The organism is Frankia sp. Mgl5, from assembly GCF_023242985.1.
Lineage (GTDB): Bacteria > Actinomycetota > Actinomycetes > Frankiales > Frankiaceae > Parafrankia > Parafrankia soli.
Genome location: NZ_JALKFY010000005.1, coordinates 105,206 through 120,315 on the forward strand (window position 1 = coordinate 105,206; position 15,110 = coordinate 120,315).

Below are 15,110 nucleotides of genomic sequence, written 5' to 3' on the forward strand. Positions count from 1 at the left end.
TCGCCATGCGGGCCGGGTGGGCGGTTCGCCCGCGCCCCCGATCGATCGATACGATCGACGGGCTGCGGCCGCCTCGGCGCCGGGTGACGCGGTGGAGGTGTCTCCTTCAGCGGCGCCGCCGCGTCGAAGGAGCCCGCAATACCTCCCCAAGGTCGAGCCGCGCCGACCGCGACCGCGACGCAGCGGCGTGCCGCGATCGACCGGCGCAGCAGCGGCGCCCAGGTGGCGGACTACATCCGGAACCTGATCTTCTCCGGTGAGCTGCGTCAGGGCGACCATGTCCGGCAGGACGAGATCGCGGAGGATCTCGGGGTGAGCCGGATTCCCGTCCGCGAGGCCATCATCGTCCTCGACCAGGAGGGCTGGGTGACGAACGAGCTGCACCGCGGCGCGTTCGTCCACGGCCTGGACGAGAACTCCGTCCGCGACCACTACGGGCTCATCGGCCTGCTCTACGGCTACGCCGCGCAGCGCGCCACCGAACGCGGCGATGACGACGGGCTGGCCCGGCTGCAGACAGCCGAGCGCGCGTTGCGGGCCGCGACCGAGCCCACCGCCGTCCGGGACGCGAACGAGGTGTTCCTGCGCCAGATCTTCGCGCTCGCCCGGTCGTCGCGGCTGAAGGCGATGAGTCGGCAGATGAACGGCATCATCCCCGGCAACTTCTTCGAGCTGGTGCCGGGCACGATCGACCCGCAGAAGAAGGGGATCACGGCGGTCTCCCGCGCCGTCAGGGCGCGCGACGGGGAGCGCGCCAACGCCGCGTTCGTCGCGCTCCTCCGGCAGCATGGTGAGCGCGTCGTCGACCTGCTCCGGGCCCGCAACATCCTCTGGGTCCCCGACGAGGCCGCGACGTCCTGACTCCCGGCCCCGCCTGACTCCCGGCCCCGGCTCAGCCGAGAGCCTCGCGGGCCCAGTCCCGCAGTGCCGGGGCCAGCAGCGGCCAGCGGACGAACAGACCGCCGGCGCTCTCCCGTTCGGCCTGGCGGTCGAGGTACTCGCGGTCGCCCCAGGGGGGCTCGACCAGCCGGGCGTTCGGTAGCAGGCCGGCCAGCGCCTCCGACGTCGCCCGCGGGTGGAAGGGATCACTCGCGCCGCCGCGGAACACGAGGGCGGGGACGGTGATGGCGCGCGCGAGCTCGTCGGGCAGGCCCGGCACCTGCTCGCCGGGCCGCGGGCAGTAGGCGGCCATCCACCGCTGCATGGTGGCGAGGAAGGCCTCCCTGTCCTGATCAAGGACCTGGCGTCGGTTCCGCTCGTTCCGGTCGAGCAGCGGGGCCCAGTCGGGCAGCGCCGCCACCGCGTCCATGCCGGTCGTCCACGCGGCCGTGATGGCCGGTGTGTAGTAGACGTTCGCGAGGATCATGAGGCCCATCACGCCGCCACTGATCCACCACAGGGAGAGGCCGGAGACCACCTCCGGGTGATGCGCGGCGGTGAGTAGCGAGATGTGGGAGCCCACGGTCGCGCCGGCGAGCACCGCCGGGCCGAGGTCGAGCTCCGTCAGGAGCGCGGCGAGGGTGTCGGCCTGCATCCGCGGCTCGCTCGGACCCGTGAAGCGCAGATCGGACCCGCCGCTGTTCGGCCGGTCCCACAGCAGGACCCGATTGCCGTCAGCGGCGAGTGCCCGGGCGAGTTCCGGCAGGCCCGGGGTCTCCTTGGGGAAGCGACCACCCGGCGTCAGCACCCAGGTCCGCTCACCGTCGCCGATCAGGTCGTAGCCGATTCGAAGGCCGTCGACGTTCGCGTATGCCACCAACCGGACAGTAGCGGCGGCGCGCGGCCGGGGAAACCGTTCACCCCGGCGGACCGGATCCTCGTGGTCCGGCTGCCGGGGGCTGTTCCCGAACCCGCCAAGCGGCCGGCCCGGTGAAACCGGGTACGGGGGTGCAGTGGCTCGACCTCCGGAAACAGGGGTCGTAGGGGGTGCGATGCCGGGTGTACCGGGGCGGTCGGCGACGCAAGGATGATCATCCTGACGGCGCGTTTCGGAGAGAGCTCCGGGCGTAGGTGGAACAGCGCCACCCACAGGAAGAGGTCCCATGCCCGCACCGCCACCCCTGCACCTGGCCGTGGCGCTCGACGGCGCCGGCTGGCATCCCGCGGCGTGGCGGGCACCCGAGTCACAGGCGGCCAGCCTGTTCACCGCCGGGTACTGGATCGACCTCGTCCGTGAGGCCGAGCGAGGGCTGCTGGACCTCGTGACCTTCGAGGACGCCTTCGTCCTGCAGTCCACGCAGTTCCACAGCCACGATGACCGGACGGACCTGGTCCGCGGGCGGTTGGACGCGGTGCTGCTCGCCGCCCGGGTCGCCCCGCACACGCGCCACATCGGGCTCGCGCCGAGCACCGTGATCACCCACTCCGAGCCGTTCGCGGTCGCGAGCGCGATCGCGACGCTGGACCACATCACGTCGGGCCGAGCGGGCTGGCGCGCCCAGGGCGCCGGCCGCAACCACGAAGCCGGTCACTTCGGGCGCCGGGAGATCCCGCCGCTGTCCGTCGCCGACCTCGAGGCCCCCGAGGTCCTCGCGCTCATGAAGGACGTCTTCGACGAGGCCGCCGAGTTCGTGGAGGCCGCGCGGCGGCTGTGGGACAGCGTGGAGGACGACGCCGAGATCCGCACGGTCCCGGCCGGCCGCTGGTCCGACCCGGGTGGCGGCGGGACCCACCTCGACCGGCGCCACATCGACCGGAACAGGACGCACCCCGTCGACCTGGAAGGTTCGCACTGGCGGGTGCGGGGTCCGGCGACCGTCCCGCGCCCGCCGCAGGGCCAACCGGTGGTCGTCGGGCTCGCACACGTCACGATTCCCTACCGACTGGCGGCCCGTGCCTACGACGTGGTCTTCGTGACGCCGCACGAGGTCGAGCACATCCGACCGATCATCGACGAGATCCGGTTCGAGCAGGACGCCGCCGGCCGCGGTGACCAGACCCTGCACATCTTCGGGGATCTGATCGTCTTCCTCGACGCGGACGGGGCCCGCGCCGCCGACCGCAAGGCGCGCCTGGACGACCTGGCGGGCACCCCGCTGGTCTCCGACGCGCGGGTCTTCGCCGGCACGGCCGGCGAGCTCGCGGACCTCCTGCTCGCCTGGCGGGACGCGGGGCTGACCGGGTTCCGCCTGCGCCCGGGCGTCGCGGCCGCGGACGTCGAGGGCATCTCCCGCCTGCTCGTCCCCGAGCTGCGGCGGCGGGGGGCGTTCCGCCCGGCCTACGAGGCCGACACGCTGCGCGGGCTGCTCGGCCTGCCGCACCCGGCCAACCGGTTCGTCACCGCATGACCGAGGTCCGCCCGGCCTGACCCGCGAGGAGATCCCGATGACCCAGCCCCGCCCGCCGATACACCTCGCCGTCGCGTTCCCGGCCCTGGTACACGCGAGCGCCGACCTGAGCGCGGCCCCGCCGACCAGCTCCGGTGCGGGCGCCCCGACCGCCGCCCTGCGCGCGCGCGATCTCGTCGACTTCCGGACCTACGTCCAGTTCGCCCAGACCGCGCAACGGGGCGGGTTCGACTTCCTGCTGCTGGGGGAGGACCTGCGGCTGCCCGCCGCCGACGAGGTCGCCACGCCCGGCGACCCCGACACGGAGCAGGCCGGTGCCGCCGGCCGGCCGGACCCGCTCACGCTGCTGGCCGCGCTCGCCTCGGTCACCGACGGACTCGGCCTGGCAGCCACGGCCACCACGACGTTCGGCGAGCCCTACGCGGTGGCCCGCAGGCTGGCGACGCTCGACCATCTCTCCGGGGGCCGGGCCGCCTGGAACGTCGTCACCACCCTGGACGAGCGGGCCGGTGCGAACTTCCGGCACGGCCCCGGCCTTCTCGGTGTCGACCGGGCCGAGCGCACCCGCGAGTTCCTGGCGGCCGCCGCGAGCCTGTTCGGCTCCTGGGCCGACGAGGACCTGGTGGTGGATCCCGCCGCGGGCACGTTCCTCGCCGACCCACGGGCCGGATCCTTCACCTACCGCGGCCGGCACTTCGACATCGACGGTCGGTTCAACGTCCCGCGCTCGCCGCAGGGCCGCCCGCCGGTCCTGCTCGCCGCCGCCGCGGGGGACGGCGAGGACGCCCGCCGTCAGCGCGATCTCGCCGCCGCCGTCGCGGACGTCGTGATCACCCCGTACGCGGGCCTCGACGCCGGCATCGCCTTCCGCGCGGACCTGCACGAACGCCTCGCGCTGCACGGGCGGGTTCCCGGGGAGCTGCTCGTCCTGCCCGCGGTGTCCTTCGTGCTCGGCGCGGGTGCGGCCGGTGCCGCGGCCGCCGACGGATCGGCGGGCGGAACATTCGCGTTCGTCGGCGCCGCCGAGACCATCGCCCGCGACATCGCCGGGGATGTGTGGGCCGGCGCCGCCGACGGGTTCCTCCTGGTGCCGCCGGTGCGCCTGGCCGGCGCGGACGGCACGGGCGGCGGGGCGGCCGCGGGCCTCCTCGACGGCCTCACGCAGTTCGTCGACAGCGTCGCTCCCGCGCTGCGTGCCGCGGGCGCCCTGCGCGCAGACCCCGCCGGGACGACGCTGCGCGCGCGGCTGGGACTGCCCCCGGTGCCCTCGGGCGGCGCGCGCGGGCCCGCGGCGGCCCTCGCGAGAGAGGTCACGGCGGGCGCCGCCACCGCCTGAGTCACCCGGCCGTCACCCCGGCCACCCGGCCACCGCCGGTTCCCGTCGTCCGTCGCACGTCATCCAGCCGTTCGCGTTCTTTCGGAATTCCTCTCGGAGCACCTTCATGCGTTTTTTCGGACCGGTACGGATCCTCGCCGCGGGCGTGGCCTGCGGCGCGCTCCTGTTGACCGCCTGCGGTTCAGGCGGAGATACGGAGAGTAATGATTCGGCGACGCCCGTCGCGGGTGGAACCGTGACGTACGCCGTCGACACGTTCCCCGCCTGCTTCGACATCCACGTCAGCCCCCAGGACATCACCGGGGAGATCCAGCGCGCCGTCTTCGACTCGCTCGTGTTCGAGGACGTCGACGGCAAGTTCCACCCGTGGCTGGCCACGAAGTGGGAGGTCGCGGACGACCTGACCAGCTACACCTTCCACCTGCGCGAAGGCGTGACGTTCACCGACGGCACGCGGTTCGACGCCGAGGCGGTCAAGGCCAACTTCGACCACATCGTCTCCGCGGACACCAAGTCGCAGTTCGCCATCGCCCTGCTCGGCCCCTACAAGGGCGTCGAGGTGGTCGACCCGCTGACGGTGAAGATCTCCTTCTCGAAGCCCTTCGCTCCGTTCCTGCAGGCGGCGAGCACCGCGTACCTGGGCTTCTACTCGCCGAAGGCGCTTGCCGACAGCGCGGACAAGTTCTGCGGCGGCGGTCCGGCGCTGGTGGGCACCGGTCCGTTCAGCGTCCAGTCCATCACCCAGAACCAGGGCCTGACCCTGGTGAAGAACCCTGACTACGACTGGGCTCCGGAGACCGCGGCGCATCGCGGCCCCGCCTACCTGGACCGCCTGGAGATCCGGCTGCTGCCGGAGGCCTCCACCCGCCTCGGTGCCCTGACCAGTGGCCAGGTCGACGCGGCCCGCTCGATCGCGCCGACGAACGTCGCGGCCGTGCGCCGCACACCCGGGCTCGAGGTGATCAGCCAGCAGGCCGCCGGAGCCCCGTACTCGCTCTACCTCAACAGCCGGAAGGCCCCGTTCGACGACCTGCGCGTCCGCCAGGCGTTCCAGCTCGCGATCGACATCGAGACCGACGTCAAGACCGTCTACTTCGGGGAGTACGACCGGGCCTGGAGCCCGCTGTCGCCGACGACCCCCTCGTACAACGCCAAGCTGGAGAACTCCTGGCCGTTCGACCAGGAGAAGGCCAACTCCCTGCTGGACGAGGCCGGCTGGACCGGACGGGACGCCGACGGGTACCGGACCAAGGGCGGCCAGCGGCTCTCCGTGCTCTGGCCGGCGCTGCCCGCCCAGTACGTGCGCGAGCAGCGGGACGTGCTCGGTCAGGCCATCCAGGCTGACCTGAAGAAGGTCGGGATCGAGCTGGCGCACCCGGTCATCGAGGTCGGGGAGTCGCAGACCAAGTCGCTGGAAGGCGCGTACCACGTCCTCGACTTCCAGTGGGCCCGCTTCGAGCCCGACGTGCTGCGGCTGTTCTTCAACACCGCGAGCCTGCCCCCGGCCGGCCAGAACGCGTCGTTCATCTCCGACCCGCGGCTCGACGAGTGGACGAACACCGGGGCCACGACCCTCGACAAGGCCGTGCGCGACGACGTCTACGGGCAGGCCCAGCAGCGGGTGATCGACCTGGCGCTGACGGTCCCGCTGTACGTGTCGAGCACGCTGTTCGGGGTCGCCGACCGGATCAACGGTCTGGACTTCGACCCGAACACCTGGGTGAGCTGGTACGACGCCTGGCGGGACCGGGCGTGAGCATGCCGCGCCGGGTGGCCCGCGCGATCGTGGCGCGACTGCTCGCGGCCGTCGCGGTGATGCTCGGCGCGGCCACCCTCGCCTTCGCGGCCCTGCAGGCGCTGCCCGGAGACCCCGTGCAGCGCCTGCTCGGCCCGATGTCCCAGGCCCCGGAGGAGGTCCGGGCGCGCATCCGCGCGGACTACGGGTTCGACCGGCCTGTGATCGTGCAGTACCTGCGCTACATCGGCGGGCTGGCACGCGGGGACCTCGGCGAGTCCTACCAGTCGCAGCAGCCGGTCTCCCGGCTGATCGGCGACCAGCTCTGGCCGACGGTGCAGCTCGCGCTGGCCGCCCTCGGGATCGCCGTGGTCCTCGCGGTGGTCTCGGCGGTGGCGACAGCCGGGCGCTGGCCCTGGCTGCGGGCGCTGGCCTGGGCCGGTGAGCTCACCGCGGTCTCCACCCCGGGCTTCTGGGTCGGGATCGTGCTGCTCACCCTGTTCTCGTTCCAGCTCCAGATCTTCCCGGTCGCCGGGGCACAGGACCTGTCCTCGCTCGTCCTGCCGGCCCTCACCCTCGCGCTCGCCATCGCCGGGATGCTGGCCCAGGTGCTGCGCGAGGGCATGGAGGCCGCGCTCACCCAGCCGTTCGTGGTCACCGCCCGGGCCCGTGGCCTCAGCCAGACCGCGGTGCGGCTGCGCCACGTGCTGCGGCACGCGGCGGTGCCCGCGGTCACCCTCACCGGCTGGCTGCCGGGCACGCTGATCGGCGGCGTGGTGCCGATCGAGACGGTCTTCGGCCGGCCCGGCGTCGGTTCGCTGCTGCTGCGGGCGGTGAGCACGGCCGACATGCCCGTGGTGATGGCGGTCGTGGTCCTCTCCGCGTTCGTCTTCGTGATCATCTCCGCCGTGGTCGACCTGCTGTACCTGGTCATCGACCCCCGGCTCCGGACCGTGGAGGCCGTCGTATGACCGTGTCCGCCGCGTCGGGTGCGCCGTGACGGCGCTGGACGCCTCCGCCGCGGCGGGCGGGTTCGGCGTGCTCGCGCCGGCCCGCGCCCGGCGGCGCCGCGCCGGGCGTCCCGTGGTGCTCGCCGCGGCGGTCGTCGTGGCGGTGCTCGGCGCGGGCACCGGCAACGTGGCGTTGGCCGTGGCGATCGCCTCGGTGCCGCCCTACGCCAGGCTGGTGCGCGCGGAGGCGCTGGGCGTGCGGCGTTCCGGCTACGTCGAGGCGGCTCTCGGGCTCGGCCTGCCCCGCGCGACGCTGATCCGCCGGCACGTCGTGCCGAACACCCTGACCCCCCTGCTGGTGCTGGCCACCGTCGGCTTCGGTGCGGCGCTGGTCGCCTCGTCGGTGCTCAGCTTCCTCGGACTGGGCACCGAGCCGCCCGATCCGGAATGGGGCTCGATGCTCGCCGAAGGCCGTGACTTCCTCTCCACGGCATGGTGGATCGCCGTCTTCCCCGGCGCGACGCTGACGGTGGTGGTCTTCGCGGTCAACGTGCTCGGCGGCTACGCGCGCACCCGTTTCGCGGGCAGGTCCGGGTCATGAGCGCGGTCGAACCTCCGTCCGTGGCACCGGCCCCGGCGGCTCCGGCCGGTGCCACGCGGTCGCGGGAGAAGGACCCGGCCCCGCTGCTCGTCGTCGACGGCCTCGACGTCACCTTCACCGGCGAGGGTGAGCCGTTGCGCGCCGTGCGCGGCGCCTCGTTCACCCTGGCCGCCGGGCAGTGCCTGGCGATCGTCGGCGAGTCCGGGTCGGGTAAGAGCGTCACGGCCCGCACGCTCGTCGGCCTGACCGGGGCACGATCGCGGGTGACGGCCCGCACGCTGACCTTCGACGGCCTGGATCTCACCGCGTTGACCGAGAGCCGCTGGCGCGCGGTGCGCGGCGCCGGCATCGGACTGGTCCTACAGGACGCCCTGGTCTCGCTGGATCCGCTGCGCCGGGTGGGCGCCGAGATCGGGGAGGTGCTGCGGACCCACCGCACCGTCGAACCGTCCCGGCGGGCCGAGCGGGTGCTCTCGCTGCTGGCCGACGTGGGTGTGCCCGACCCCGGGCAGCGGGTGGGCCAGTACTCGCACCAGCTCTCCGGCGGCCTGCGTCAACGGGCGCTGATCGCCTCCGCGATCGCGGCCCGGCCGCGACTGCTGCTGGCCGACGAGCCGACCACGGCCCTCGACGCCACCGTCCAGCGGCAGATCCTCGCGCTGCTCGACCGGCTGCGTGGCGACGGCACGGCCATCCTGCTGATCAGTCACGACCTGGCCGTGGTGGCCGGCCTGGCCGATCACATCGTGGTGATGTACGCCGGTCTTGTCGTGGAAAGCGGCCCGGCGACGGCGGTGCTCGACCGGCCGCGTCACCCCTACACCCGGGCGCTGCTCGCGGCCGTGCCCGCGTTGCACCCCAGGGGGGCACGCCTGTCACCCGCTGTGGTCGGGCGCCCCGGCGCCGGGCCGCTCGGCTGCCCCTACGCCGCGTCGTGCGCGCGGGGCGACGACCGGTGCCGTGAACGGCTGCCCGTTCCCGAGGCTGATCTCGGCGGCCATCTCGCCTTGTGCTGGCATCCCTTCGACACCGCCGGGCCCGGCACGGCGGCGGGCGCCGCTGTGCCGGCGGCCGCGGTCGGCGCGGACAGGCCCGTCCCGGACGCCGTGCCCGGCTGGCAGGCCGTGGAGCCGGGGGAGCTGCTGCTGGACGTGGCCGGGGTCTCGAAGCGCTTCCGGCGGCCCGACGGGGGCTGGCGGGACGCCGTGCTGGCGGCGAGCCTGCAGCTGCGGGTGGGCGAGGCGGTCGGCGTGGTCGGTGAGTCCGGTTCGGGCAAGACCACGCTGGCGCGCATCGTGCTCGGTTTCCAGCAGCCGGACGAGGGCGTGGTGACGTTCGGCGGCCTGCCGTGGAGCGGCGTGCCCGAGCGGGAGCGGCGGGACCGGCGCCGCCAGATCCAGGCCGTCTACCAGGACCCGCTCGGGTCGTTCGATCCCCGGCACACCGTCGGGCGCATCCTGGGCGAGGCCGTGGAGGTCGCGGGGGTGCCCCGCGGCCGGGCGCGCCGCGCGCGCGTCGCCGAGCTGCTCGACCAGGTCGGTCTGCCCGCGGCGATGGTCGCCCGGCGTCCGCGCGAGCTTTCCGGTGGGCAGCGGCAACGGGTCGCGATCGCTCGTGCGCTCGCGCCGTCGCCGCGGGTGCTGGTCTGCGACGAGCCGGTCTCCGCGCTCGACGTCTCAATCCAGGCGCAGATCCTCGACCTGCTGACGACGCTGCGCCGGGATCTCGGCGTGGCCCTGATGTTCATTTCCCACGATCTCGGCGTCATCCACCATGTGAGTGATCGACTGTTGGTGATGAAGGACGGCCGGATCGTCGAGGCGGGTGACGCCGAAGCGATGTTCCGCGCTCCCGACCATCCCTATACCCGTGCGTTGCTCGCCGCCGTCCCCGGCCGCGGTTCGGTCTCCCTGCCCCCGGCCACGCTCCCGGAGGTCTGAGCCACCTCCGGCTGGCCGGCCACGCCTGCGGAGATGACGGTGGCCGTGGGACCGTTCGCCGCCGCGATGTCGAGCCGTCCCCGCCATTCGGCCAGGGCCGTGTTGATCTGGTGGGCGGGGAGGGGGATGGAGATCATGGTGCCGGTGCCGGCGAGGTGGCGTAGGGCTTGGGCGCGCAGGGTGACGATTTTGGCGGCGTCGGTGAGGGTGAGGGCGTCGGCGATGTGGGCGGCGGTGATTTCGCCCTGGCTGTGGCCGATGACGGCGTGGGGGTGGATGCCGTGGTGTTGCCAGAGGCGGGCGAGGCTGGTCATGACGGCGAAGAGGGTGGGTTGGACGACGTCGACGCGGTCGAGGGTGGGGGCGTTGGGGGTTTGGTGGAGGACGTCGAGGAGGTTCCAGGTGGTGTGGGGGTGCAGGGCGTCGGCGCAGGCGTGGATGTGGTGGGTGAAGACGGGGTTGGTGGTGAGGAGTTCGCGGGCCATGGCGGGCCATTGGGTGCCTTGGCCGGGGAAGACGAAGACGGTTTTGCCGGTGCCGGTGCCGGTGCTGCTGGTGGGTGGGGTGGTGGTGAGTGCGGGGTGGGGTTGGTTGTGGGTGAGGGCGGTGAGGGCGGTGAGTGCGGGGTGGAGGTCGGTGGTGGTGGTGCCGAGGATGACGGCGCGGTGGGGGAAGTGGGTGCGGGTGGTGGCGAGGGTGTGGGCGAGGTCGGTGGGGTCGGTGTGGGGGTGGTGGTCGAGGTGGGTGGTGAGTTGGTGGGCCTGGTCGCGTAGGGCCTGGGGGGTGCGCGCGGACAACACCCAGGCCAGCACCGGAGCGTCCACGGCGCCCGTGTCCTGCCCGTCCGGTACGCCGGCGCCCGGCGCGGGCGGCTCGGCGCCGGGCGGGGCCTCGGTCAGCACCACGTGGCAGTTCGTCCCCCCGACGCCGAACGAGCTGACTCCGGCGACCAGGGCCTCGGCGGGCCGTGGCCACGCGCCGGCGGAGCTCGCCACCCGCAGTCGAAGCTCCGCCAGCGGGATGTCAGGGTTCGGGTGCTCGAAGTTGAGGCTCGCCGGGATGCGGCGATGGCGGATCGCCAGGGCGGTCTTGAGTAGTCCGACGATGCCGGCCGCCCCCTCGAGATGGCCCACGTTCGTCTTGGCCGAGCCGACCAGGAGCGCCCGCTCGGACGGCCGTCCCGCGCCGAGCGCCGCGGCCTCGAGCGGATCGCCGACCGGCGTGCCGGTGCCGTGCAGCTCCACGTACTGCGCGGCGGCCGGGTCGATGCCGGCGTCGGCGAACGCGCGGCGGACGGCGTCTCGCTGCGCGTCGGAGCTGGGCACGGTGAGCGCGTCCGTCGCGCCGTCGTTTGTCACGGCGCTGCCGCGCAGCACGCACGTGACGGGGTCGCCGTCGGCCAGGGCGTCGGCGAGCGGCTTGAGCACGACGATCCCGCCGCCCTCGCCACGCACGTACCCGTTCGCGCGCGCGTCGAAGGTGAAGCAGCGCCCGTCCGGGGAGAGCGCGCCGAACCGCTCCACGGTGAGCGTGCTCTCCGGCGCGAGGTTGAGGTTGACCCCGCCCACCAGCGCCAGGTCGGTCTCCCCGCGCCGGATGCTCGTCAGCGCCAGGTGCACGGCGACCAGTGCGGACGCCTGGGCCGCGTCCACGGTGAGGCTCGGGCCGCGCAGGCCGAGCGTGTAGGAGACGCGGTTCGCGAGGATCCCGTGGTTGAGCCCGGTCAGTGTGTGCCGGGTGATCGCGTCCGGGCCGCGCCGGTGGGTGAGCGTCGCGTAGTCGTGGGCGATCGCGCCGAGGAACACCCCGGTCCGGGTACCGGTGAGCGTCCCCGGGACGATTCCGGCATCCTCCAGGGCCTCCCAGCTCAGTTCGAGGACGAGGCGTTGCTGCGGGTCCATCGCGGCGGCCTCGCGGGGGGAGATACCGAAGAACTCCGGATCGAAGGTGTCCACCGCGTCGAGATATCCCGCCGGGCGCGCGGCGGCACCGTGGCGCGCTTCGGTGGACAGGATCGAGGCGCGGGTCTCGGGAATCGGAGTGATGGCGCTCTCGCCGTTCTCCAGAAGGCGCCAGAATGCGCCCGGATTCTCGGCCCTGGGTAGCCGGCAGGCAAGGCCGATGACGGCCACCGCCGAGGTCTCTGATTCGAGCGCGCCGTTTCCGTCCGAACTCATCGTCGCGAACTCCAGCTCTTCCCATATGTACCTGTCACCGACGCCCGATAGGCACGTGGCGGTAGAACGGCGGTTCCGAGGTGGTGCACGGGGGTGGTCGGCCCGAGGCGTGCCGATCGCCGGCATCGTTGCCGGATGCGCCCGCTCGCCCGCTGGCACTGGAGTGACCGGCCGGAGGCGGGGGCGAGACACGGGCGGGACATCGGTCCCGGCGCCCACCCGCTCCAGACTGCTGTTGGCGTCGCATGGCGCTTCACCGACGATTGTTCAGCGCAGTCGCCCGGAGAACCCCTAGCCCGCCCCCTACCCATCCCTATGCCGCCCCCCGGCGGAAACAAAGATGAAGTGGTGTGCCCGGCCGGGAGAACGCCGTCTGGTTAGCTCTCGCCCGGCGCCGCCGGAGTTCGTCCCGCCTTTTTATGTCACGGGTGTGACGGGCGTGTTTACGCCGGCCGTGCGGCTCGCGTTCACGCCCTCGCCCGGCGCTGGAGGGACACTGTTCGTGGCGGCATTTCGTTTCGCTCGACCGGCGGGGGTGGCCCGTCCGCCCCTCCGCCCTCCGCCCGGCGGACGGCGCCCGGCGGACGGCGCCGGCTCGGCTCCGACGGGCTTGTGGGACGACGGCCCTACCGCCACCCGGGCATTCGGCCTGACCCCGGCTGTCACCCCGTGCCTTCGGGTGCCACCGTGCGCCCGAGGCATCCGACGGGGCGGGGGCGGCTCATCTCCGCGCACGTCTGAACAGAGCGGAGAGTAGTCTTCCGATTTCTGGAGAGAGTTGGTCGAGGAAGGTCCAGAAGAGGAGCCGCGAGCGATGACGGCGGTACCTCCGACCCGACTCAGGGCCGACGCGCGCCGCAATCGCGACAAGATCATCCGTGTGGCGGTGGGGGCTTTCGTGGACGACGGCCCCTATCTCCCCATGGAGGAGATCGCCCGGCTCGCCGGGGTCGGCGTGGGCACGCTGTACCGGCACTTCCCCGACCGCGGGGCACTGATCGTGGCAGTGGTCCAGGACAGCCTGGCGACGATGCTCGCCAGGGCCCGCGTCGCCGAGGCCGAGGAGACACACGCCTGGGACGCCCTGGTACGCAGTCTGAGCGGTTCCCGCGAGCTCCGCCTCACGTGGCGCCTGCCGGACCTCTTCCTGTCCGCGACCGGTGCGGCAGTCCTGGCGGACCCGACGATCCGCCGGATCCGGGACGAGCTCACCTCGCTGATCGACAGCCTCGTGCGCGCGGCGCAGGAGGAGGGCTCGCTGCGCCCGGACGTCGGGACGGGCGACGTCATCCACCTGTTCTCGCTGCTGCTGCGCGGGCCGCACAGGATGCCCGGCGAGGTGGCCGAGGCCGCCTACGAGCGTGCCCGGGGCGTCATCCTCGACGGTCTTCGCGCCCGGCCGGGCATCTCACTGACCGGCCGGGCCCTGAGTGTCTCCGAGCTCGACGCCGAGTGAAGCCGGGGACACCGGGCCTGCCGATGCCCGGCCGGCGGCCGCGGGGCGCGGTCGCCGGCCGGGCAGTGACGTCAACTCGCCGTGATGGCCCGTTCGGGGCAGTTCGCGACGGCCTCCCGCACGGCCTTCTCGAACTCCGCGGGGACCTCGTCGACCTCGACCACCGCGTAGCCGTCGTCGCTGAGGGTGAAGACTTCGGGGCACAGCGTGCAGCAGGTGGAGTGTCCGCAGCAGCCGTCGGCGTCAACGGTGACCTTCATCAGATCTTGCTCTCTGCGAGGGTGAACTCAAGGTTCAGGTGCGTCAGCCCACGCAGGATGAAGGTGGGCAGGTAGCTGTACCGGCGGTCGTCCACGGGGCCGTGCACGCTCTCGGAGACGCGGATGTCCGTGGTGCGCTCGAGCAGCCGCTCGATGCTCGCGCGGGCCTCGGCCCGGGCGAGCGGGGCTCCGGGGCAGGTGTGGATGCCGCGGCCGAACGCCAGGTGGTGGCGGGCGTTCGGGCGGGCGACGTCGAACACGCTCGGGTTCTCGAAGCGACGCGGGTCACGGTTCGCGGCACCGTTGACGACCATGACGGTGGTGCCGGCGGGCAGGTCGACGCCGCCGACGGTGGTCGGCACCCGGGAGAGCCGGAAGTCGCCCTTGACCGGGCTCTCCAGCCGCAGCGTCTCCTCGATGAAGTTCCCGACGCGCTCCGGCTCGGCCCGCAGCAGCTGCTGGAGCTCGCGGTCCTCGGCGAGGATCTTCAGCGCCGAGGAGAGCAGGCGGACGGTGGTCTCCTGCCCGGCCGAGAACAGGTTCGCCGCTACCCGGACCGCGTCGATGACCTCCGGCGTCGAGCCGTCGGGGAACGTCGCCAGCGCCAGCCCGGTGAGGACGTCCTCGCGGGGCTCGCGCCGGCGGTCCTCGATGTAGGCGCTGAACTTGGTGTAGAGGAACTCCAGCGGGTTGTGCGCCATGTGGTCGTCGCCGGTGCTGCCGATGCCGCCGCTCTCCTGCGGCTGGCGCTGGAGGCGGTCGAGGAACTCCTCCTGGTCCTCCTCGGGCACGCCCAGCAGGTCGGCGATCACCAGCAGGGTGAACGGCCCGGCGAAGCCGGTGATGAACTCGCCCTCGCCGCTGGCCAGGTACGGATCGACCATCCGGTCGACGAGACGCCACATCTGCGCCTCGTTCTCCTTGAGGCGCTTCGGCGTGATCAGCCGCATCAGCAGCGCGCGGTGCGCGGTGTGGGTGGGCGGGTCGAGCGTGGGGAGCTGGTCGTTCATCGGCAGCTCACCGCGGTGCCGCTCGATCAGCTCGGTGACGTCGTCGCCCTCGAGCGGGACGGGGAAACCCGGGAACGGCCCCGTCACCGAGACGCACGACGAGAAGGTCGCCGAGTCGTGGAAGACCTGGACCGCCTCGTCGTACCCCGTCACCATCACCACGTCGTGGTGATCCTCGCGCTGCACCGGGCACTTCCCGCGCATCGCGTCGAGGAACGGGTACGGGTCCGCGACGAGCTCCTCGTCCCGGAAGAAGTCCTTGGTCTCGAGCTCACTCACGGTCTGTACCGCTCCCTTCGACGTCGACGGTCGAAGTCTCCCACCCGGCGCGGGTGTGAGACAAACGACCCCTCCGGGC

12 protein-coding genes are annotated in these 15,110 nt (G+C 73.1%); 8 read left to right on the top strand and 4 right to left on the bottom strand.

All coding sequences use genetic code 11. The features are described 5' to 3' along the window. Nucleotides 1-222 precede the first annotated feature (222 nt). Nucleotides 223-861 carry a GntR family transcriptional regulator gene (locus MXD62_RS04045; RefSeq protein ID WP_248828072.1) on the top strand — a complete coding sequence of 213 codons (639 nt, stop codon included), beginning with the start codon at nucleotides 223-225 and terminating at the stop codon, nucleotides 859-861. Nucleotides 862-892: 31 nt separating this feature from the next. On the opposite strand, the gene MXD62_RS04050 is transcribed toward MXD62_RS04045, so the two are convergent. After that, entirely contained in the window at nucleotides 893-1,756 is an 864-nt protein-coding gene (locus MXD62_RS04050; protein WP_248828073.1) for an alpha/beta fold hydrolase, read from the bottom strand. Between the two features lie 286 nt (nucleotides 1,757-2,042). On the opposite strand from MXD62_RS04050, the gene MXD62_RS04055 reads away from it, so the two are divergent. The 6 genes from MXD62_RS04055 (at nucleotide 2,043) to MXD62_RS04080 (ending at nucleotide 9,849) form a co-directional block, all read left to right on the top strand. Then, entirely contained in the window at nucleotides 2,043-3,287 is a 1,245-nt protein-coding gene (locus tag MXD62_RS04055; RefSeq protein ID WP_248828074.1) for an LLM class flavin-dependent oxidoreductase, read from the top strand. Between the two features lie 37 nt (nucleotides 3,288-3,324). Next, nucleotides 3,325-4,623, top strand: coding sequence for an LLM class flavin-dependent oxidoreductase (locus tag MXD62_RS04060; protein ID WP_248828075.1), 1,299 nt, complete (start codon nucleotides 3,325-3,327; stop codon nucleotides 4,621-4,623). Between the two features lie 106 nt (nucleotides 4,624-4,729). Continuing rightward, nucleotides 4,730-6,379: an ABC transporter substrate-binding protein gene (locus MXD62_RS04065; protein ID WP_248828076.1), complete on the top strand. Its 1,650-nt coding sequence runs from the start codon at nucleotides 4,730-4,732 to the stop codon at nucleotides 6,377-6,379. Nucleotides 6,380-6,381: 2 nt separating this feature from the next. Beyond that, entirely contained in the window at nucleotides 6,382-7,329 is a 948-nt protein-coding gene (locus MXD62_RS04070) for an ABC transporter permease (RefSeq protein WP_248828121.1), read from the top strand. Nucleotides 7,330-7,354: 25 nt separating this feature from the next. Continuing rightward, complete coding sequence (locus tag MXD62_RS04075) at nucleotides 7,355-7,909, top strand: ABC transporter permease (RefSeq protein ID WP_248828077.1); 555 nt, start codon at nucleotides 7,355-7,357, stop codon at nucleotides 7,907-7,909. Next, nucleotides 7,906-9,849, top strand: coding sequence for an ABC transporter ATP-binding protein (locus tag MXD62_RS04080; protein ID WP_248828078.1), 1,944 nt, complete (start codon nucleotides 7,906-7,908; stop codon nucleotides 9,847-9,849). The genes MXD62_RS04075 and MXD62_RS04080 overlap by 4 nt, the downstream gene beginning before the upstream one ends. Here the strand turns inward: MXD62_RS04080 and MXD62_RS04085 are convergent. After that, the gene (locus MXD62_RS04085; RefSeq protein ID WP_248828079.1) at nucleotides 9,771-12,026 is read right to left on the bottom strand and encodes a type I polyketide synthase; all 2,256 of its coding nucleotides are present in this window, start codon (nucleotides 12,024-12,026) and stop codon (nucleotides 9,771-9,773) included. The two genes, MXD62_RS04080 and MXD62_RS04085, sit on opposite strands and share 79 nt — an antisense overlap. Nucleotides 12,027-12,840: 814 nt before the next feature. Between MXD62_RS04085 and MXD62_RS04090 the strand changes: the two genes are divergently transcribed. Then, complete coding sequence (locus tag MXD62_RS04090) at nucleotides 12,841-13,482, top strand: TetR/AcrR family transcriptional regulator (protein ID WP_248828080.1); 642 nt, start codon at nucleotides 12,841-12,843, stop codon at nucleotides 13,480-13,482. Nucleotides 13,483-13,553: 71 nt separating this feature from the next. Here MXD62_RS04090 and MXD62_RS04095 read toward each other — a convergent pair whose 3' ends face one another. Together MXD62_RS04095 and MXD62_RS04100 are read right to left on the bottom strand one after the other, a co-directional pair. After that, nucleotides 13,554-13,742, bottom strand: coding sequence for a ferredoxin (locus tag MXD62_RS04095; protein ID WP_020461461.1), 189 nt, complete (start codon nucleotides 13,740-13,742; stop codon nucleotides 13,554-13,556). Next, on the bottom strand, nucleotides 13,742-15,031 hold the full coding sequence (locus MXD62_RS04100; protein WP_248828081.1) for a cytochrome P450: 1,290 nt from the start codon (nucleotides 15,029-15,031) through the stop codon (nucleotides 13,742-13,744). Before MXD62_RS04100 ends, MXD62_RS04095 begins: the two co-directional genes overlap by 1 nt. Between the last annotated feature and the right edge of the window lie 79 nt (nucleotides 15,032-15,110).